This is a genomic window from Amycolatopsis azurea DSM 43854 (assembly GCF_001995215.1).
GTDB lineage: Bacteria > Actinomycetota > Actinomycetes > Mycobacteriales > Pseudonocardiaceae > Amycolatopsis > Amycolatopsis azurea.
Genome location: NZ_MUXN01000009.1, coordinates 63,068 through 82,685 on the forward strand (window position 1 = coordinate 63,068; position 19,618 = coordinate 82,685).

The following is a 19,618-nucleotide window of genomic DNA, read 5'->3' on the forward strand; positions in this document are numbered from 1 at the left end:
CACGTCCCCGGCACGGTCGCCGACGAGACAGAGCCCGGGGGAATACTCGACGGCGACGATCGTGAGGCCGGGCAGCCGGTCGAAGTCCCTCGCGATCACGGATCGGGCGTTCGCGACCGGATGCGGTCCGGTATGGACGAGCACGTCGACGAGAGTGGAACGGGTCCCGTCACCCGCCTCCGCCAGGAGGAACGAGGTCAGCACGGCAGCACCTCCGCCATCGGCACCGGGGACACCGGGATCGCCCGGGTGGGCTCGGGCAGGCCGAGGAGCCGGTACATCTCGGTGCGCAAGAGCGCTCCGGCGCGCCCCGGCCGGGACGAAAGCGATGCGCGCACCTGCTCGGCCACGCCAGTGGACTCCGCCTCACGCAGCTGGGGGAGAAGAGGACTGCCGGGTGTCCATCGCGGCGCGTGTTCGGCGATGACCGCGCTGGGCGTCCCGGGCAGCAACGCTTGGGTGCCGTCCACGGCGAGGAGCACCGATTTGCCGATGCCGGACGCGTAGGCGGTCACGGAGCCGTAGTCGCCGATGACGTGGTCGGCGGCGATCAAGGCCGCCCGCCAGCTTCCTTCCGGCCGTAGGAGGGTGAGCCCGGCCCGCAGACAGTCGGCCAGCCACGCTCGAACCTGCCAAAGGCTGTGATGCGACCAGATCTGGGGGTGCAGGACGCCGAGCACCTGGAACCGTTCGGCCGGGAGCTCGTCGAGAACTCGTTCGAACAGGTCGTGGTGACGTCCGAAGGCCGAGCGGTCGGACCAGGTCGACGTGACCACCACGAGACGCCGGTCGTCGGAGACGCCGAGGCCGCGCCGGTAGTGATCGCGGAAGGGAAGGCTGGCGGTGAGCCGATCCAGCGCGATGTCGCCCGCGACGACCGCGGCGGGAACCGCCCGGGGGCAGGTCTCGGCGAGGACGTCCATCTCGCGGTCGTGGACGAGCACGATCGAGTCGGCGCGAACCCGTCCTTCCCGCATCAGCTGGCCGGCCTCGAGTCCGATCTGGGGTTTCCAGTCGTGTCCGGCGCCCGGGGGCCGCCACGGCCGGTACTGGCCGAAGCCGCCACCGTGCGGGATCAGCAGCACCGGGCCGGCGACGTCGTCGATGCCACGCTGACTGGCGGCGAGGACGAGGTCGTATTCGCCGCGCAGTGCCTGGGCCCAGGGCAGGACGATTCCGCCCTGGGCCGCCACGAAGTCGTGAGTGGCGGGCCAGGACTCCCACTCCGGCACCGTGAAGATCAGCTGGACACGGTGGTCGGCCTCGAAGAGAGGGAGCAGATCGAGGAGCCGGTTTCCCGCGACCATGTGCGGGATCATCACCAGTACGGATTTGACGCCCTTGCGTGTCGCCCAGTGCAGATCGCGACTTCCCGCCGGACTGCGGACCCACGATGACTCGGTCATGACATTTCCCCTCGCTCGAACTCCGGTATCCGCGGTCAGCATGGGAGTGGGCGTGGAGAAAACGGCTTCGGCCGGTGGTCGGTTCATTGACAGATGATCAACGGTGATCGCGATAGTTTGACAATTATGGCGATGACCTGGTCTTACCCGCCGCCAAGTGGAAAAATCATCCGGCGGGACAGGGGTGGCGAACCCGGGTTCGCCATGGGGAAGGGGCGCACTCGTGGAAATCGCTTTGGGAATTCTCGGGCAGACGGCCATGCTAATGCACGGGAATGTGGATGTGAACTGGGCCGCCCGCCGGCCGAAGCAGGTGCTGACCGCGTTGCTGACCGCGCCCAACCGGCGTCTGCCGCTCGACGTCGTCGTGGACTGGGTGTGGGAAGAACACGAGGGGGCGCCACAAGACGCCCATTCCACGCTTCACCAGAACGCGGGCAAGTTGCGGCAGGTGTTCAACAAGAGATCCGTGCCCGCTGAAGTGAGTGTGGGCAAAGGTGGTTGCCTGCTGGAGATCGAGCCGACGCTGATCGATCACTTCGGCTTCCAGGCCATGATGGACAAGGCCCGCCGATTCCGTGAACTGGACCAGCATGACCGCGCGCTGAGCGAAGCGCTGACGGCTGTCCGGTTGTGCCGGGACGATGCCCTGGCCGATCTCCGGACCGAGCGCGCCGACGGATGGCGCACCCGATGGGACCGTAGCGAGTGGATTCCGGCCAACGCGTTCGTCGTGGCGGAACAATTGGCGCTCGGACAAGCGGAAGCCGCGGTGCGGAAACTGGCGGAACTCGAACAGGGTCACCCGATGGAGCTGAGCTTCGCGAAATTGAGAATTCGCGCACTGGCCGAGGCTGATCAACCCGCCGAAGCCGCGGACTTCTTCCGGGCGATGTATGCCCGTTACCGGGAAGCGGGGGAGACGAGGGCAGCGGAAGAACTGCGGGCTGTCAACAACGAGGTACTCATCCGGCCGGATCGGGTGATTTCGCGGCGTAAACCGATCACCCCCGATTCCGCTGCGCAAACCGAGCACGTGGTACGGCATTTGCCGCCGGACGTCGACGACGTCGCGGGAAGGGGCGATCTGATCGCGTTGCTCGACGCGTACACGACCGATTCCGCGGGCGCACCGCGTCGGGCCGTCGTGGTGGTGAACGGGGGCCCCGGGCTCGGGAAGACGACGTTGGCGGCCAAGTGGGCCCATCGTGCCGAACGGCGATATCGGCACGGCGCGGTCATGCTGGATCTTCGCGGTGACAGCCAGGCCGCGAAGGCCGACGCGGGCGAAATAGTCGACACGTTGCTGTCCTTGCTCGACTTCCCGGTCGATCAAGTGGTCAACCCGATCGCGCGCGCCGCGAAACTGAGCGCGCTGCTCGCCCGGCGGTCGATGCTCGTGATCCTCGACAACGTGCGCAGCTCCGATCAGGTCGCGCCGCTGCTGGGGGTGTTGTCGTCCTGCACGGTGGTGATCGTTTCGCGGTGGCGGCTGAAGTCCCTGTCGGCGAAACTGACCCCGCCGGTGATCAAGGTCGATCCTCTCGGTGACAGCCATTCCGCGGCCCTGCTGACCCGGCGGATCGGGCACCGCGCGCGAGACGACGCGGCGGGGGTCGAAGAGTTGGTGCGGCAGTGTCGAGGCAACCCGTTGGCGCTGACCTTGGTGGCGGAACGCGCCGCCTCCCGGGCGGGCACGCGGGTGCGGACCTTGGCGAGCCAATTGCGTGATGCCGACTTGCTGCTGAGCCTCGGCGACGAAGGAGATTGGCCGGGCACGAGCTTGAGGTCTGCATTCGCGCTGTCGTATCAGGACCTCGATCTCGCCGAACGGCGCGTGTTCGCGCTGATCGGCCTGCATCCGAGCACCGAGATGACCAGTGAGGTCATCGCCGCCGCAGACGGGCGCCCGGTGTCGGAGGTGCGACGCTCCCTCGACATCTTGGCGGCCGCGCACCTGGTCGAACACCCTGCCGACCTGGATCGCTTTCGCGTACACGATCTTCTGCATCTGTACGCCGCGTCCCTGGCCGCACAACTGTCCGATGTGGACCTCGCGCGGCGGAGGATGTTCGAGTTCTATCTGCGCATGGTCATCGACGCCTACCAGTTGACGTTCCCGCACAAGGAACTTCTGAGCATGCCGCCGACGGCGGCGGCGACACCGACGCCCGGGTTCCGCACTGTCGCCGAGGCACGGCAATGGGTATTGCGGGAACGAACTTCGATCATGGCGGTGATCGCGGCGTCAGAGGGGATCTTGAACGGTATCTCATGTTTTCTCCCCGCGATGACAACGGAATTCTTCATGTTGCAGGGAAGATTCCCTGACGCGGTCGAAGGGCTGACCATCGCCGTCAGGGTAGCGACGGCGCAAGGCGACGTGGGCTCGCTGTCGTCGTGTTTGAACGATCTCGCGGTCGTCCACATGCTCATCGGCGCCGACGACGCGGCCGAACAGTGCCTGCTGCGTGCGCTCGAACTGGTCGACGCCCACGGGATCGCGGTCGGGAGCGCGACGGTCAGGCTGAATCTGGCCCGTGTGCATCTTCATGCCGGGCGCGCGGCCGAAGCGGTCGAGAGGTACCGGAAGGTGCTGCCGTCCGTTCGCGAACTCGGCGAGCCGATGTTGTGCGCGATCGCGGAGCGTCGGTTCGCTGACGCTCTGGTCGAGATGGGCGGACATGAAGAGGAGGCGCTCGATCTGTATCGGGAGGCCTTGTGGCGCTGGCGTGAGGCCGGCGACCGCACCGAGATGCTGCGGGTGCACGCCACCCTCGGGGAATTGCTGGTCCGGCTCGGCAGGCTTGGCGAGGCGTCGGTGGAATGTCATGCCGGGAAGGCTTTGGCCGAGGCGAGTGATGACCTCCCGAGTTTGATGAAGCTCAATACGGCCCTCGCGCAGCTGCGGCACGCGGAAGGCGACGACGGGGCGGCGTTGCGGCACGCCAATCACGCGGTCGATCTGGCGAACAGATCGCAGCACGCGACCGGTCAGGCGCGGGCCTTGTCGGTCCTGGCGAGGATCCTCTGCGATCACGGCAACCCCGACGAGGCGCGGAGGCAGTGGCGGAACGCCGCAGAGCTGTACCGAGGCAGGGCGCGATTCGCCAGAGCCGACACGATCGAGGCCTTGCTGGCCGAACTCGATGCGCACGGGCCGCTTGTCCCGATGGCCCGTGAAGGTGAGGGGGACACCGTGGCGATGCCCTCGCCGCATCTCCGGATCCTCGGTGGAGGCCGTGCCTGAGCGGCCCGAATTCGTACCGGTGAGTAATCACCGAAAAGAGTGACGTCTTACTTGAATCTTCTACTCAAAGGTGTTTTTGGGACTGCCGTACCTGATTTAATTGCGAACATTCTTCGCTCTCGGGCTCCTTCTTTGACTACTTGTCAGTAGGCCAAGAAGTGGGGCCCATCTCGGCGTTGGTGATCCGGTCATGCGCTGCCGGCATTGCGAGTATCCGGCATTGGGAACTTGCGCTCGCGCAGAGTGAAACCGCATGTCAGACCATCGTGTGCCGTGTCGCCACGGTGGTGTGATGGGCCGCTTTTCGGGCTTGCGGGGGTATAGGTAACCTAGCTCCCGTCGCCCCACAAGGGGACCCCCGATCGGTACCTGATAAACCTGCGGAGAAACTCTTCGCGAGCTTAAAGATTCTACCTCGTCCGGCTGAGCCCGGCATGTAGCGAGTCGCGAGGAAGGAGCTAGCCGGCGTGAGTCCAAGTATTTGGATCGTGTACGTGATGCGGCGATAAACATCGCGTGCTGCGAGTGGGTCCCGGTTTCCTGGGTGCGGCGACGCCCGCCCGGGAAACCGGCCCCGGATTGCCGGGCAAGACGTGGCTATTGCCGCCCTCGGGGGCGAAGCACGACGCCCTCGGCGAGCAGGATCCGGCGGGTCTGGTTGTAGCTCATGCCATGGATGTCCGCCAGTTGCCGGATGCTCCGGCCGGCGAAGTAGGCGTTGACAAGTCCGGGTGGTGTAGGCGGAAGCTGGATCTTCGGCGGACGCAGCTTGACGCCCGCGGCCAGCAAGGTGGCCCGCGCCTTCCGGTAGCTCAGCCCGAAGCGCTCGGCCAGGTTCTCGATCGTCTCGCCCTCGTCGTAGAGGCGGACGAGTTCCTCTCTCGGCGAGCCGGGGTCATCCCCGTCTTCGGCAGGGCCGGTATGTTCGCCGGCGCCGTCATCGTCTTCGGTCATCGGATCATCGCCGCCCCGCGCAGGTGATCGATCGTCTTCCGACATGAGGCCCCTGGTGGGGCCGAGTTCAGCCCGATCCTCCAGTCAAGGGCACGGAGGCTCGGACTCACACCGCTAAGCGAGTGCTCCACCCGAATGTGGCCGCCTTCCTCGGTGTGCATGGTCTCCATTCCGCGTTTGCTTCGATGCATCTCGATAGCTCGAAGGTGGCGACTTTCGGCGGAAAGAAACCGACGAAAAGCTCGCGGATGGAGGTACCGCCACTGCTCCGCCCGCTGTTGAATTGGACCAGCTGAATTGGACCAGACCATTCGACGGTGATTGGAGTCCCCATGACGCGACGGCATCTCCGCCGGGGGTTGTCCCTGGTGGCCGCGCTCGCCCTGGCTGGAGCGCTGCTCCCGACAGCGAGCAGCGCGGAACCCCAAGAATCCCAGGCCGGACGGGCTGTTCCGCTCGGCGAGCTGACCGCCACGGCGACGCAGGTCGCGTCCGGGCTGGTCAATCCCACCGCGATCACGGCGCTCAACGACGGGAGCGGCCGGATCCTCGTCGTCGAGAAGAGAGGCGTCGTCCGGTCCTACCATCCGCAGACCGGGCTCGCCGCCAAGCCGTTCCTGGACATCAGCGACAAGGTGAACGGCGCGGACGTCGAACGCGGGCTGCTCGGGCTCGCGATCGCCAGGGACAAGCGGGTCTACGTCGCCTACACCCGCAAGTCCGACAGCGCGGTGACGCTGTCGCGGGTCCGGCCGGACACCGGTGAGCTCACCGAGCTGATCACCCAACCGCATTCCGAGTATCCCAACCACAACGGCGGCCAGCTGGCGTTCGGCCCGGACGGCTACCTGTACTGGGGGATCGGCGACGGCGGCGGCGGGGGCGACCCGCTGGCCAGCGGGCAGCGGCTGGACACGCTGCTGGGCAAGATCTTGCGCGTCGACGTCAACCGCGCGTGCCGTCCGCTGAAGTACTGCGTCCCGGCGACCAACCCGTTCGTCGGCGTCGCGGGCGCGCGGGCGGAGATCTGGGCGTACGGGCTGCGCAACCCGTGGCGCTTCTCCTTCGACCCGGCCGACGGTTCGCTGTGGATCGGCGACGTCGGCCAGGGCCGGTTCGAGGAGGTCGACCATCTCGCCAGGGGCAAGGGCGGCGCGAACTTCGGCTGGTCCTGCAAGGAAGGGCCGGTCGTGTTCGACCAGACCCGCTGCAAGGACGGTGTGACCTACACGGAGCCGGTGTTCCACTACATCTCCGGCGCGGAGGGCTGCGCGGTGATCGGCGGGCACGTCTACCGCGGCAGGAAGTACGCGTCGCTGGCGGCCGGGACCTATCTCGCCACCGACTTCTGTCAGGGAACGGCCTGGGCCGTCCGCAAGAAGGCCGACGGCACCTACGAAAGCGCCCGGATCGGCGAGTTCCCGCTCGACGCCACCACGCTCGGCACCGACCAGAACGGTGAGCTCTACCTGGCCGAGGAAACGCCCGGCGGGCTGCACCGGATCTCGTTCGCGCGCAAGGGCTGACGAAACTCCCCGGCCGCGTCCGCCCGGCGCGGCCGGGGTCTCATCCCGTCCTGGGCAGCCGGACCTCGACCGTCCAGCCGCCGTCCGGGGCGGGGCCCGCCTGCGCCGACCCGCCCAGTGCGGTGGCCCGCTCCCGCATCCCGACCAGCCCCATCCCGCCGCCGCCGTCCGGTTTCGGCCGCTGTCCGGCGGGACCGTTCGTGACGACGAGCGTGACCGTTTCCGGCGCGAACCCGAGTTTCACCGCGCGTGCCGCGCCAGGGGCGTATTTGGCCGCGTTCGTCAGCGCCTCCTGCGCCGCGCGGACGAGGGTGTGCGCGACACCGCCGCCGAGCGCACCAGCGACACCTTCCACCTCGAAGGGCACCGTCTCGCTCGCGCACAACGCGGCCAGGGTCTTCTCCAGCGGCAAGGCGTCTTCGCGCAGTTCGTGCACCGCTTGCCGCATCCGCCCGATGCCGTCCACCGCCAGCGACCGGGCACGGCGCACGGCATCGCTCGCCTCCGCGTCCCGTCCTTTCGAGCCGAGGGCGTCGGCCATGTCGAGTTGAAGGGCGATGCCGGTCAGCGAATGCCCGAGGACGTCGTGCAGTTCCCGCGCGATCCGTGTCCGCTCCAGCAGCGCGGCCTCCCTCGATTCGGACGCGGCCGCGCGCCGGGCTTCGGCCGCGGCGCGTTCGGCGTTGGAGAGCGCGTCCCGCCGGTCGCGGCGCGCGATGCCGAGCAGCACCGGCAGGCCCACCGAAAGCGCGAGCCACCACGGCCACACGTCCGTGTTCGGCGTCACCGCGCCGACCACCGCGACCGCCACCGCGCAGCAGACGGCGTCGAGGACGGCCACCGCGACCGCCTGGGTGCGCGAGGCGAGTTTGATCCCGGCGACCGCGGCGGCGAGATAGGCGAACATCGGCGCGAAGGTGTTCGGGGCCAGCGGCAGGAGCACCGCCGCGGACACGGCGTATCCGCTCGCGAGCAGGAGCCGCGCCCGCTGCGGGATCCGGTCCCACGGCAGGAACGACGCCAGGGCGAAGAGCGCGACGAGGACGAAGAGCACGGTGGTCAGCGGCCGGACGTGCACCTGCTTGGTGGAGATCCCGACCCCGGTCACGACGATCGCCGCCGTGATCAGGGCGGGCCGGATCAGCCTGTCGGCGACCCATTCGCGGCGGAGCACCGTCGCGTTTCCGGTCATCGGGGCTCCTGAGGGTGGAGAGGGTTCTCCACCCGAAGATACGGCCGCCGCCGCACGACGGCGCGCGTTCACCGCCATAGCGTCGGAGTGTCTTCGAAAACTTGCCCGAGGGGGAAACGATGAGCACTCCTGTCGAGATCGTCCTGATCGTCGCCGCGGTCGGATACGTCCTGATCCGCCGCATGGCCGGAGACGTCGCCGAAGCCAAGCGGATGCTGTTGCTGCCCGCGATCCTCGCCGTGATCGGCCTGTCCAATGTGGACGAAAGCGTGCAGTCCGCGACCGCGATCGTGTTCCTGGTGGGCACGCTCGCGGTGAGCGTCCTGTTCGGAGTCCTGCGGGGCGTCAGCATCCGGATCTACCAGCAGGACGGCGTCGCGCACATGCGCTATACCTGGCTCACGATCGCGCTGTGGGTCCTGAACGTGGGCGCCAAGGTCGGCGCGAACCTGCTGCTCGGCCTGATCACCGGGGTCGCCTCCGGCGGGAACAGTGTCATGCTGACCATCGGCGTCGGGATGCTCGTCGAAGGAGTCGTGGTGCTCGCCAGGGCGGTGCGCACCGACAGCCGTATCGTCTGGAAGAAGGGCGAGGACGGCAAGGCGCACACCACCTCGCCGTTCCTCGACGATTTGCAGGCCAGGATGACCCGCCGCTGACCGGAGGTACCCAGGTGACCGTGTCGCTCGTCGTCGTCGACGATCAGGCGTCCATACGGGAGGCCCTCGCGGTGATGCTCGACATCGCCGACGGCATCACCGTCGTCGCGACGGCCACCAACGGCGAGGAGGCCGTCGCCGCGGTCTCGAAGCACACGCCGGACGTCGTCCTGATGGACCTCCACATGCCGGTGCTCAACGGCGTCGAAGCGACCGGCCGGATCAAGACAGCGGCACCCGGCGTCCAGGTGGTGGTCCTGACCAGCCTCGACGACGACGAGTCGATCCTCGCCGCGCTCGAAGCCGGCGCGAGCGGCTACCTGACGAAGGAAGCCGACCGGGCGAAGATCGAGCAGGCCGTGCGCACCGCAGCCGACGGCCAGGTCGTCCTCGCCCCGGAGGTCCAGCGGAGGCTCCTCACGCTCGCGTCGCGCCGGTCGCGCGCGGTGGAGGAGGGGGACCGGTTCGGGTTCACCTCGCGGGAGAAGGAGATCCTCGGCCTGATCGGCGAAGGCCTGCGGAACCCGGAGATCGCCGAGCGGCTGGTGATCAGCGAAGCCACCGTCAAGACCCACATCAACAACCTGTTCGCGAAGGCGGGCTTCCATTCCCGCGCCGAAGCCGTCCGGTACGCGCTGAGCACCCCGGCTCCCGCGCCCTACCGCTTCCCCTGATCGCGTTTCATCAAGTTTTCATCATCGCTCCCTAGCGTGAAGCCGTCCGCTGGATTCGGCGATGGAGGGCGACGTGGAACAGGCATTCCCACCCGGAGGCGCGCAATGGCCGCCGCCGCAGGGCTGGGTTCAGCAACCGGTACCGGCTCCACTCGCCCGGAAACGCCGGTGGCCGCTCTTCGCCGGTATCGCCGGACTCGTGCTGGTGCTCGTCGCCGGACTGACGACCTGGCTGCTGTGGCCGTCGAAAGCGGGCCGCGAACCCTTCGAACAGGCGCTGGCCGGGCTTTCTTCCGCGCCGGCCGTGCGGAACAGCACCTCCGCGGTCGGCGGGATGATCAAAACGGACGTCAAGACCACCGCGTCCGGCGAGACCTCCGGCACGATGTCCTTCCAGGGCAAGAAGATGGAGATCATGGCCGTCGGCGGCAAGGTCTACTTCAAGGCGCCCGACGGTCTGCTGCCCGGGGCGCGAGGGGCGGCGTCGGAGGCTGGGGAGGACCTCAAGGATCGCTGGATCACCGGCGAGGACGCGCTGTTCGGACCGGCCCTGCGGCAGTTCGAGTCCCCGGAGAGACTCGCCACCCGCCTGCGCGAGGCGCTGGAGCGGGCGGGGGACATCCCCGAGGACCAGGACGAGACCGTCCGGGACGTCCCGGCGCTCAAGGCGAGCACGCCCGCCGGTGACCTGTACGTCTCGAAGGAGGCGCCGCACCGGATTCTCCGCTTCTCCTTGAAGATGCCCGGCGGGATGCCGTCCGTCCCGAGGGTGCCGACCATCCCGGACGCGGGCTCGCGGCCGCCGATGCCTTCGGGCGCGGGCCTCGGTGAGTCCGATGTGGACGCTTTGTCGCCGGAAGAGACCGTCGCCGTCTACGAAGATCTGATATCGAACACCAAGAAGCTGTCCGGCGCCGTCGACACCGGGGTGCGGTTCGACATGGACGGCGCGGCCACGGTCGCGTGCGGCGCCGCCGGCTGCACGGTGACCGCGAACGTGTCCAATTCCGCGTCGGCGAACAGCGGCGGAAAGGTCACCGGTCAGGTCAACGCCACGATGACCGCGAACGTGACCATCGGCGGCCGTGCGGCGGGCAGTTGCCGGAACACGGCGACCCTGCCGCTGAACGGCGCGGGTTCGATCAGCTGCGTCAACAGCGGCGCCGGTGGCGTCTTCTCGTCCGTCGAAGCCGAGAAGAAGGCCGACGCGGAAGCGCGGTCGAGGGCCTCGGGCGGCGTGCCGGTCCAGTACCGGATCGAGAGCATCGCGTCGGTTTCCGTGCTGGCCGAAGCGATCGGGCAGGTCGAAATCACCCGGCTCGTCGACGAGCTCGCGGAGCGGCGGTCGAAGCTCGGCGGCAAGTGACGCCTGCCGGAAAGAAGAACAGCGCCGGGCGAACGGCTTCGATGCCGCGCGCCCGGCGCTTTCGCGTCCCGTCGGTTCGGGTCAGTCCGTGCCGTATTCGATCGCGGCGTGGTCGAGCAGCTCGTCGTCACCCGAGGCCTTGCCGCGTGAGGCGATCACCTGCGCGCCGCCCGCGTCCATCGCCCCGATCAGCCCGGTCGACGCGGCCTGCGCGGCGCCGATCAGCGTCGGGTGCCCGCCGCCGACCATGCCGAGCCCGGCGTACTGCTCGAGCTTGGCGCGCGAGTCGGCGATGTCGAGGTTGCGCATGGTGAGCTGGCCGATCCGGTCCACCGGGCCGAACGCCGAGTCCTCGGTGCGCTCCATCGACAGCTTGTCCGGGTGGTAGCTGAAGAACGGGCCGCTGGTGTCGATGATCGAGTAGTCCTCGCCGCGCCGCAGCCGCAGCGTGACCTCGCCGGTGACGGCCGCGCCGACCCACCGCTGCAGCGACTCGCGCAGCATCATCGCCTGCGGGTCCAGCCAGCGGCCTTCGTACATGAGCCTGCCGAGGCGACGGCCCTCGTTGTGGTAGCTGGCGAGGGTGTCCTCGTTGTGGATCGCGTTGACGAGCCGCTCGTACGCCGCGTGCAGCAGCGCCATGCCCGGCGCCTCGTAGATACCGCGGCTCTTGGCCTCGATGATCCGGTTCTCGATCTGGTCGGACATGCCGAGCCCGTGCCGCCCGCCGATGGCGTTGGCCTCCAGGACCAGGTCGACCGCGGTGGCGAACTCCTTGCCGTTGATCGTCACCGGGCGGCCCTGCTCGAAGCCGATCGTGACGTCTTCCGGCGCGATCTCGACCTCGGGGTCCCAGAACCGGACGCCCATGATCGGGTTGACGATCTCGATGCCGGTGTCGAGGTGTTCGAGCGACTTGGCTTCGTGGGTCGCGCCCCAGATGTTCGCGTCCGTGGAGTAGGCCTTCTCGGTGCTGTCCCGGTACGGCAGGCCGTGGGCCTGCAGCCACTCGGACATCTCCTTGCGGCCGCCGAGCTCGCTGACGAACTCGGCGTCCAGCCACGGCTTGTAGATCCGCAGGGACGGGTTCGCGAGCAGGCCGTAGCGGTAGAACCGCTCGATGTCGTTGCCCTTGAAGGTGGAGCCGTCGCCCCAGATCTGGACGTCGTCCTCGAGCATCGCGCGCACCAGCAGCGTGCCGGTGACCGCGCGGCCGAGCGGGGTCGTGTTGAAGTAGGTGCGGCCGCCGTTGCGGATGTGGAAGGCGCCGCAGGCCAGCGCCGCGAGCCCTTCCTCGACCAGTGCGGCCTTGCAGTCGACGGCCCGCGCGATCTCGGCGCCGTAGGCCTTCGCCCGGCCCGGGACCGACTCGATGTCGGGTTCGTCGTACTGGCCGATGTCAGCGGTGTAGGTGCACGGCACTGCACCCTTCTCGCGCATCCACGCGACCGCTACCGAGGTGTCGAGGCCGCCGGAGAAGGCGATCCCGACGCGTTCGCCGACAGGCAGAGAGGTGAGTACCTTGGACATGATGGAAGTATATGCATACCGGTGTATGACCATGCAAGCCGGGGGTGAGCGGGGCAACTCGGTCGAGTGGTGGGGCCAGGTAGTCGGCCGTTGGTCCGTGAAGGCCTCCTTGAGGGACCCAGAGTCCCTCAAGGAGGCCTTCACGGACTTCCGGACGTCGTGTCCCATTCGTGACCTGTCCGTGGGGTCTTCAGGTACGAATATCTAGCGAGGGCTTCTGTCGGAATCGGCGATTTCCCTTGGGGGAAAAGGAAACCAGTCCGTTCGCCGGACAGTCGCGAATACCTGGCATGAAGACTTCGCGAGCCGCTCAGGGGCCACGTCTCCCGCTCTTCGGGGCGGCGCTGATCGGTGTCGTCGCCCTCGCCGTGGCCCTGGCGGCCGGTCACCTGGTGGCCGGGTTCATCAGTGTCAACGCCTCGCCGTACCTCGCGGTCGGCAACGGCGCGATCGATCTGACCCCGGTGGAACTGAAGGACTTCGCGGTCCGGACGTTCGGCGTCTACGACAAGCTCGTGCTGCTCGGCGGTATGGCCGTGGTGATGGTGCTGGCCGCCGCGGTCGCGGGGATCGCCTCTCGTCGTTCACCCGTTCCGGGGATCGTGCTGATCGCCGCGTTCGGGCTGGTGGGCGGGTTCGCCGTCTCGCGGCGCCCGGACCTCACCGCGGTCGCGTTGCTGGCGCCGCTGGCCAGCCTGGTCGCCGGGGTCGGCGTCTTCTTCTGGCTGCATCGCCTGGCCACGGCCAGGTCGCAAGCCGTGGAGGAGCCGTCCGGGGCGGCCCCGTCGCGCCGGTCGGTGCTGCTGGCGGGCGCGGGCGCCGTCGTGGCCGCGGGGGCGGCGGGCGCGGGCGGTCAGCTTCTCTCCGGGACGCGGGACGCGGAGTCTTCACGGACGGCCATCGGGCGGCTGGTCCCCGCCACGCCGGCACCGCCGATCCCGGCCGACGCGGATTTCGCCAAGCTGGGCACGCCGACCTTCCTCACCTCGAACCGCGACTTCTACCGCGTCGACACCGCGTTGTCGGTGCCGCAGGTCCGGGCCGAGGACTGGAGCCTGCGGCTGCACGGCATGGTGCGCAACGAAAAACGGTTCAGTTACGACGACATCCGCAACCGTCCGCTGATCGAACGCACGATCACCATGACCTGTGTGTCCAACGAGGTCGGCGGCACCTACGTGTCCACGGCGAACTTCATCGGCGTAGACCTCGGAGATCTGTTGCGGGAGGCCGAAGTCCTCCCCGGTGCCGAGCAGATCTTCTCCACCAGCGTCGACGGCTGGACCGCGGGCAGCCCGGTCGTCGCCGCGCTCGATCCGGAGCGGGGCGCGATGCTGGCGATCGGGATGAACGGGGAACCACTGCCGGTGGAACACGGTTTTCCCGCTCGAATGGTGATCCCCGGACTCTACGGCTATGTTTCGGCGACGAAATGGGTCAAAGATCTGGAGATCACCACCTGGAAAGCACGCCGCGCCTACTGGCTCGACCGCGGCTGGGGCGAACAGGCCCCGATAAAGACGCAGTCCAGGATCGACAGTCCGAAAGGATTCGAAACGGTCCCCGCGGGCAAGGTCCGGATCTCGGGTGTCGCGTGGGCACAGCACACCGGTGTCGAGCGAGTCGAAGTCCGGCTCGGCGCAGGCGGGAATTGGCGGCCCGCAACGCTTTCCCGCGAGGTGGGGCTCAACACCTGGCGGATGTGGTGGATCGAGTTCGACGTCCCGGCAGGTAGTCACCAGGTCACCGTCCGGGCCGTCGACAAATCCGGTTACACCCAGACCGACGCCCGCGCCGGAACCGTTCCGGACGGCGCGACGGGCTGGCATGTCATCAGTTTCACCGCGCGGTGATCGGCGTCACTCGAAAGAGTGGCAATCCGATTTCGCGGTAGATCCGAATACCCGGTAAGAGTCCGAAAAACAAATGGAGTGATTTTCCGTGAGCAAGCTTCGCGTCGCAGGAATCGGTTTCACCGCGGTCGCCGCGCTGGCCCTGACCGCCTGCAGTAGCAACGACAGCGCTTCGTCCGGCAGCTCCAACAGCGCCTCGGCACCCGCCCCGTCCTCCTCGATGTCGGCCCCGATGTCCAGCGCCGCCTCCGGTGACGGCGTCACCACCAACGCCGACGTGTTCGGCCCGGCCTGTTCGCAGCTGCCGCAGGGCAGTGCGCCCGGCTCGCTGGACTCGATGGGCCCGCAGCCGGTCGCCAGCGCCGCGTCGACCAACCCGCTGCTGACCAAGCTGGTCGCCGCGGTCAAGGCCACGAACCTGGTGGACACGCTCAACAGCCAGCAGGCCATCACCGTGTTCGCCCCGGCGGACCCGGCCTTCCAGGCGCTGGGTGACGCCAAGTTCAACGAGCTGGCCGGCAAGCCGGACGAGCTGGCCCCGATCCTCCAGTACCACGTCGTCGGCAAGCGTTACGACGCCAAGGGCCTGGAATCCGCCAAGTCCCTGGAGAGCCTGAACACCGCCGGCGGCCCGCTCAAGATCGAGGGTTCGGGCGACAGCCTGACCGTCAACGGCGCGAAGGTGCTGTGCGGCAACATCCCCACCAAGAACGCCACCGTCTTCGTCATCGACAAGGTGCTGACCCCGGGCACCAACAAGAACTAGGTCCCCACACGAAGATCGCGGTGGTCACACTCCAGAGTGACCACCGCGATCTTCCTGTGCGTCAGGGTGTCAGCGCGGCGGCGTCCACATCGGTCACCACGATCCGCAGGCTCGCCCTCTCCCACGGGGTTCCGGTCAGCACCGCGCGCAAGGCGGCACCGGCGACCTCCGTCAGCGGTGGGATCGGCACCTCCAGCGCGACGACGCGGATTTCCACGACGTTCTCGGAGATGTCGACGGCCATCACGTCGAGATCCCACGGCACCGCCGAGGCGGCGGCCGTGGTGGACGGTGTCGCCGCGCGCAGCCCCGGTACGTCGCGGAGCGTGCTCAGCAGCGACGCGGTCAGTTCGGAACGTGCGGTCACAACAGTCCTCCACGGATTTCGATGTCCAAAATGGACACCGAGACGGCCGACGGGGTGAGCCCGGTCGCCTCGGTGACCGCCTTGCCGACGGCGCGCTGCACCGCCTGCGCCGTCGCGGCGGCCTGGTCCAGCCCGGAGACCGAGAGATCGATCTCCACCCGGACATCGGGCGGATCGTGCTCGACGAACGCGCGGACCCCTTCGGTCGGCGCCGGTTCGAGGCCCTTGATCCGCTGCCGCGCTATCCGGGTCAGTGAGCCCGCCAGCCCGCGCAGCCCGGGTTCCAGGCGTACCACGCCGGGGACCTGCGCCGCGGCATGCGCGGCGACCGCCGCGATCACCGGCGGGGAGATCACCGTCTCGACCAGATGTCTGGCCGGGGCCTGCTCACGCGTCATAGATGTCCTCCACCACCAGGTCGAGCCGGGCCAGCCGGAGCCCGACCCTGGCGCCCGCCGCCGCCGTGACCCGCTCGCGGACCACGTCCAGCGAGCCGCTGTCGAAATCATGCGCGATCGCGACGCTCAGTTCCACGTCCACGGTGTGCGCGTCGGTCATGTCCGCCGTACGGAGGACACGGCACCGCCGCGCGCGGACGCCGTTCACCGAGTCCGCGGCGAACCGCAGCACCGCCGCGACCGCTTGATCGCTCACCCACACCTCGCCCGGTTCGGGGCTGGTCAGGGGCACCAGGTCCCGGCGCCGGACCTCGGCGCGGACGGCGGACATGATCCGGCTCGTGAGATCCGGCGACGGCTCGGCGTCGTCTTCGGCCAGTTCCCGGGTCAGCCCGCGCAGCACCCGAAGGCTCTCTCGGGTCGCCTGGCAATGCGGGCAGTCGAGTTCGTGCGCGTCCGCCCGGCCGGCGTCGATCTCGTCGAGCCGGTTCCAGACCTGTTCCACATCACGGCCGCACGGCAGCAGGTAGTCCTGGGTCGCGTGGTTCACCGCCATGGCGCCATCACCTCCGCCAACTGTGCTCGTGCTCGCGCGATGCGTCCGCGCACCGCGGTGGTGGTCGCCCCGATCGCCTGCGCGATCTCGTCGTAGGAACGACCGTGGACCTCGCGCAACAGCCAGCAGGCCCGTTGCTCGGCGGTCAGCTCCTCCAGCGCGCCGGTGAGCGCCGTCATCTGCGCGTTAGTCTCGGCCTCGCGATCCGGCCGACCGGCCGAACCGGCGGATTCCCGCTGGTCCAGTTCGACGTCGGCCACCGGTTTCCTTGCGCGGATCACGTTCAGGCACCGGTTGGTCGTCGTCCGGTAGAGCCAGCCGACGAACGCCGCGTCCTCCTGCAGCTGGTCGAGCCGTCGCCAAGCACCGAGGAACACCTCCTGGACGACGTCCTCGGCGTCCCCTTTGTTCCCCAGCATCCGCAGCGCCAGCCGGTACATTGGCCCTTGGAACCGCAGGACGAGCTGCTCGTACGCGCGGATCTCGCCGTCACGGGCCCGCGCCACCAGCGTGGCGTCGTCCAGCACCGTTTCGCCGGCGGCCGGTGCCTTCTCTCTCGCCGACGTCGTCATCGAGCGCACCTGTGCAGTGCCGCCATGCCGAAGCTCCCTTCCCGTCACCCACACCCGTGACACACGTAAGACACGGCTTCCCCGGAAACGTCACGCGGCAAACCGGATCCAGCCGACCACGGCGACGCCGATCACGCACCTCGAAGTCAGGTGATCGCCCGGCGGCGGAACGCCCAGAGACTCGCGGGGGTGAAAACGAGCAGCGCGGCGGCCAGGCCGGCGACGGAGAGCCAAGCGGGCAGATGAGCGATCTGCGGGGTCAGGGACCCGCGCAGGCCTTCGCTGACATAGGTCATCGGGTTCAGCGCGCACAGCGCCCGGAACCAGGGGACGGTGCCGAGTTCGGGGAAGGGGAACTGCGCGGAACCGGTGAACAGCAACGGGGGCATCACCAGCGAGAAGGTGATCCCGATCCGGGCGGCGGTGACGAGACCGCGCGACGCCGCCGCGAAGATCCGCTCGACGACGATCCAGGCGAGCGGCACGGGTGCCCGCAACCGGTTCTCGATGGTGCGGGTGGCGAACTCCATGGCCAGCGGGAAGGACGCGTTCTGGACGGCGGCGAAGAACGCGTTCAGCGCGACGAGCCCGGGCAGGAGCAGCCGCGCGTAGCCGGGCGGGGTGTAGCCGAGCGCGCCGAGGACCTTCCCGAACACCAGCAGCATCAGCAGGGGCTGCATGAGGACCTGGGCCAGGACCCCGCCGAGCTGCTTCCGCGTGATGAGCAGATCGTGCTCCAGCAGTCCCCAGAACACGCGCCATGGGCTCGGAGTCATATATGAAGCTTACGCTTGCTTATTTCCGGCAAAGACGATGTTGGGTAGCGAAGTTAGAAAGTGTTAGCGTCGTATCGTGAGTGAAGCAACGCAGGCTGCGGAGTCGGTGCGCTGGGCCGTTTCGCGGCTGTCGTCCCGCCTCCGCGCCGAACAACCCGGCGAAGACCGGAGCCTGAGCAGGCTGGCCGCGTCCGTGCTAGCGAACCTGCGGCACAGCGGCCCCCTGACCGTCAGCGCGCTCGCCGCGATCGAAGGACTACAGCCACAGTCCCTGACCAGGGTGCTCAACGCCCTCGAAGCCGAAGGCCGCGTCGCACGGCGTCCCGACGAGCACGACCGGCGGGCTCAGCGGATCGTGATCACCGAAGCCGGCCGAGCGGCCTTGCGCGGACATGTGCGCGACGGCAACCGGTGGCTGGCGCGGGCCATGGACGAGGCGCTGACCCCGGCCGAACAGGAGATCGTTCGGGTGGCGGCGGGGCTGCTGCTCCAGGTCGCCGAGCACGACGCGGGCGACGAGCGCGGATCGGGCGCCGCGCCGCCCCTGTGATCCGGCTCTGCTTCAGCCTTGCGCGACGAGCGCGGGATAGTCGTCGAGGGTGATGTCGGTGGCGAACTTGTCGGTCACCCACAGCATCCCGCGCAGCATGAGCGGCCGCTTGAACATCTGGTTGCGCAGCTTGATCCGCAGTTTCGTGGGCGGCGCGAGGAAGGGACCCGCGTTGGCGCTGCGGGCGATCCTGGCATAGCGGCGGAACTTCTCGTCGTAGCGCCGGAAAGCCGCCTCGTGGTCGCCGTTCGCCGCGGCGAGTTCGCCCGCGATGACGTACGCGGCCACGACGGCCAGCCCGGTGCCGAAGCCACCCAAAGTGTTGCCGTACGCCGCGTCGCCGAGAAGCGCGACGCGTCCGGAGGAGTAGCTGTCCATCGTGACGCGGCTGATCGAGTCCAGATAGACGTCGTCCGAACGCTTCACCGCTTCCAGCAGTTCGGGCACCCGCCAGCCGCCGTCGGCGAACGCGGCGGTCAGGATCTCCTTCTGCTGCTCCAGGTCGTACCGGTCGTAGCCGAGTTCGGGGGAGGCGAACACGAAGAACACGGGCGCCTTCGGCCCACCGGCGGCGGCCAGACGGCCGGGTTCGTTGTACAGCACCGCGGTGTCCCCGAAGTCGAGGCTTTCGCCGGTCTCCACCAGGGCGTAGTAGTGGCCGAGGTGCTCCACGTAATCGGCTTCCGGTCCGAACGCCAGCCGTCGCACGGCGGAGTGGATGCCGTCCGCGCCGAAGACCAGGTCGAACCGCCTCGGGGCGCCGCGTCGGAAGGTGACGTCGACGCCGTCGGCGGTCTCGGTCAGCGAAGTGATGGAGTCGCCGAAGACGTACTCGCAGTCTTGAGCGGTCCGCTCGTACATGATCCGGGCCAGGTCGCCGCGCCGGATCTCGACGTCGCCGCCGGTGAACTCGCCGGGCATGACTGCGAGGGGCCGCCCCTCGGCGTCGATGAAGGTCTGGTCGAGCCCACCGGTCTTGTGCTCGCGGATCTCGTCGAGGATGCCCATCCGCTCCAGCACGGTGCGGTGGGTGGCGCCCTTGAAATCGACCGCCTGGCCGCCGGTGCGGAGCTCCGGCGACCGTTCGACGACGGTGACCGCGTAGCCCTGGCGGGAAAGCCAGAAGGCGAGGGCGGGGCCGGCGATGCTGGCGCCGGAGATGAGGACTGTCCTGTTCGTCATGGCAGGAGCTTCGCGGCCGGCGTTGACGAAGCGCTGACAGT

At 68.5% G+C, this 19,618-nt stretch carries 18 protein-coding genes; 8 read left to right on the plus strand and 10 right to left on the minus strand.

The window, feature by feature from the left end:
• Positions 1–197: 197 nt before the first annotated feature.
• The gene (locus B0293_RS13935; protein ID WP_005165759.1) at positions 198–1,406 is read right to left on the minus strand and encodes a hypothetical protein; all 1,209 of its coding nucleotides are present in this window, start codon (positions 1,404–1,406) and stop codon (positions 198–200) included.
• A 277-nt stretch (positions 1,407–1,683) separates the two neighbouring features.
• On the opposite strand from B0293_RS13935, the gene B0293_RS13940 reads away from it, so the two are divergent.
• The gene (locus tag B0293_RS13940; RefSeq protein WP_005165756.1) at positions 1,684–4,656 is read left to right on the plus strand and encodes a tetratricopeptide repeat protein; all 2,973 of its coding nucleotides are present in this window, start codon (positions 1,684–1,686) and stop codon (positions 4,654–4,656) included.
• Positions 4,657–5,253: 597 nt separating this feature from the next.
• On the opposite strand, the gene B0293_RS13945 is transcribed toward B0293_RS13940, so the two are convergent.
• Complete coding sequence (locus B0293_RS13945) at positions 5,254–5,610, minus strand: helix-turn-helix domain-containing protein (protein ID WP_005165754.1); 357 nt, start codon at positions 5,608–5,610, stop codon at positions 5,254–5,256.
• Positions 5,611–5,942: 332 nt separating this feature from the next.
• Here B0293_RS13945 and B0293_RS13950 point away from each other — a divergent pair, with 332 nt between their 5' ends.
• On the plus strand, positions 5,943–7,136 hold the full coding sequence (locus B0293_RS13950) for a PQQ-dependent sugar dehydrogenase (protein ID WP_039919470.1): 1,194 nt from the start codon (positions 5,943–5,945) through the stop codon (positions 7,134–7,136).
• A gap of 40 nt (positions 7,137–7,176) precedes the next feature.
• Here the strand turns inward: B0293_RS13950 and B0293_RS13955 are convergent, their stop codons facing one another.
• Positions 7,177–8,328, minus strand: coding sequence for a sensor histidine kinase (locus B0293_RS13955; RefSeq protein WP_039919469.1), 1,152 nt, complete (start codon positions 8,326–8,328; stop codon positions 7,177–7,179).
• Between the two features lie 119 nt (positions 8,329–8,447).
• Between B0293_RS13955 and B0293_RS13960 the strand changes: the two genes are divergently transcribed.
• The 3 genes from B0293_RS13960 (at position 8,448) to B0293_RS13970 (ending at position 11,027) form a co-directional block, all read left to right on the plus strand.
• Complete coding sequence (locus tag B0293_RS13960; RefSeq protein ID WP_005165746.1) at positions 8,448–8,987, plus strand: hypothetical protein; 540 nt, start codon at positions 8,448–8,450, stop codon at positions 8,985–8,987.
• Between the two features lie 14 nt (positions 8,988–9,001).
• Complete coding sequence (locus tag B0293_RS13965; RefSeq protein ID WP_005165743.1) at positions 9,002–9,661, plus strand: response regulator; 660 nt, start codon at positions 9,002–9,004, stop codon at positions 9,659–9,661.
• A 73-nt stretch (positions 9,662–9,734) separates the two neighbouring features.
• Positions 9,735–11,027, plus strand: coding sequence for an SON protein (locus B0293_RS13970; protein ID WP_245192090.1), 1,293 nt, complete (start codon positions 9,735–9,737; stop codon positions 11,025–11,027).
• An 81-nt stretch (positions 11,028–11,108) separates the two neighbouring features.
• On the opposite strand, the gene argG is transcribed toward B0293_RS13970, so the two are convergent.
• Complete coding sequence (gene argG, locus B0293_RS13975; protein ID WP_005165739.1) at positions 11,109–12,557, minus strand: argininosuccinate synthase; 1,449 nt, start codon at positions 12,555–12,557, stop codon at positions 11,109–11,111.
• A 290-nt stretch (positions 12,558–12,847) separates the two neighbouring features.
• Between argG and B0293_RS13985 the strand changes: the two genes are divergently transcribed.
• Both B0293_RS13985 and B0293_RS13990 read left to right on the plus strand, forming a co-directional pair.
• A complete protein-coding gene (locus B0293_RS13985) occupies positions 12,848–14,410 on the plus strand; it encodes a molybdopterin-dependent oxidoreductase (RefSeq protein ID WP_005165737.1) in 1,563 nt (520 codons plus the stop codon).
• 88 nt (positions 14,411–14,498) lie between these two features.
• The gene (locus B0293_RS13990; protein ID WP_005165736.1) at positions 14,499–15,176 is read left to right on the plus strand and encodes a fasciclin domain-containing protein; all 678 of its coding nucleotides are present in this window, start codon (positions 14,499–14,501) and stop codon (positions 15,174–15,176) included.
• 61 nt (positions 15,177–15,237) lie between these two features.
• On the opposite strand, the gene B0293_RS13995 is transcribed toward B0293_RS13990, so the two are convergent.
• From B0293_RS13995 to B0293_RS14015, 5 genes are all read right to left on the minus strand, one after another.
• Positions 15,238–15,543: a hypothetical protein gene (locus B0293_RS13995; RefSeq protein ID WP_005165734.1), complete on the minus strand. Its 306-nt coding sequence runs from the start codon at positions 15,541–15,543 to the stop codon at positions 15,238–15,240.
• A complete protein-coding gene (locus B0293_RS14000; protein WP_005165733.1) occupies positions 15,540–15,941 on the minus strand; it encodes an Asp23/Gls24 family envelope stress response protein in 402 nt (133 codons plus the stop codon). The genes B0293_RS13995 and B0293_RS14000 overlap by 4 nt, the downstream gene beginning before the upstream one ends.
• Complete coding sequence (locus tag B0293_RS14005) at positions 15,931–16,497, minus strand: hypothetical protein (RefSeq protein WP_005165731.1); 567 nt, start codon at positions 16,495–16,497, stop codon at positions 15,931–15,933. Before B0293_RS14005 ends, B0293_RS14000 begins: the two co-directional genes overlap by 11 nt.
• On the minus strand, positions 16,488–17,069 hold the full coding sequence (locus B0293_RS14010) for an RNA polymerase sigma factor (RefSeq protein ID WP_005165730.1): 582 nt from the start codon (positions 17,067–17,069) through the stop codon (positions 16,488–16,490). Before B0293_RS14010 ends, B0293_RS14005 begins: the two co-directional genes overlap by 10 nt.
• Before the next feature lie 146 nt (positions 17,070–17,215).
• A complete protein-coding gene (locus B0293_RS14015) occupies positions 17,216–17,845 on the minus strand; it encodes an ABC transporter permease (protein WP_039919466.1) in 630 nt (209 codons plus the stop codon).
• Between the two features lie 76 nt (positions 17,846–17,921).
• Here B0293_RS14015 and B0293_RS14020 point away from each other — a divergent pair, with 76 nt between their 5' ends.
• Positions 17,922–18,395: a MarR family winged helix-turn-helix transcriptional regulator gene (locus B0293_RS14020; RefSeq protein ID WP_039919465.1), complete on the plus strand. Its 474-nt coding sequence runs from the start codon at positions 17,922–17,924 to the stop codon at positions 18,393–18,395.
• 12 nt (positions 18,396–18,407) lie between these two features.
• Here B0293_RS14020 and B0293_RS14025 read toward each other — a convergent pair whose 3' ends face one another.
• Complete coding sequence (locus tag B0293_RS14025; RefSeq protein ID WP_005165727.1) at positions 18,408–19,577, minus strand: FAD-dependent monooxygenase; 1,170 nt, start codon at positions 19,575–19,577, stop codon at positions 18,408–18,410.
• Positions 19,578–19,618 lie beyond the last annotated feature (41 nt).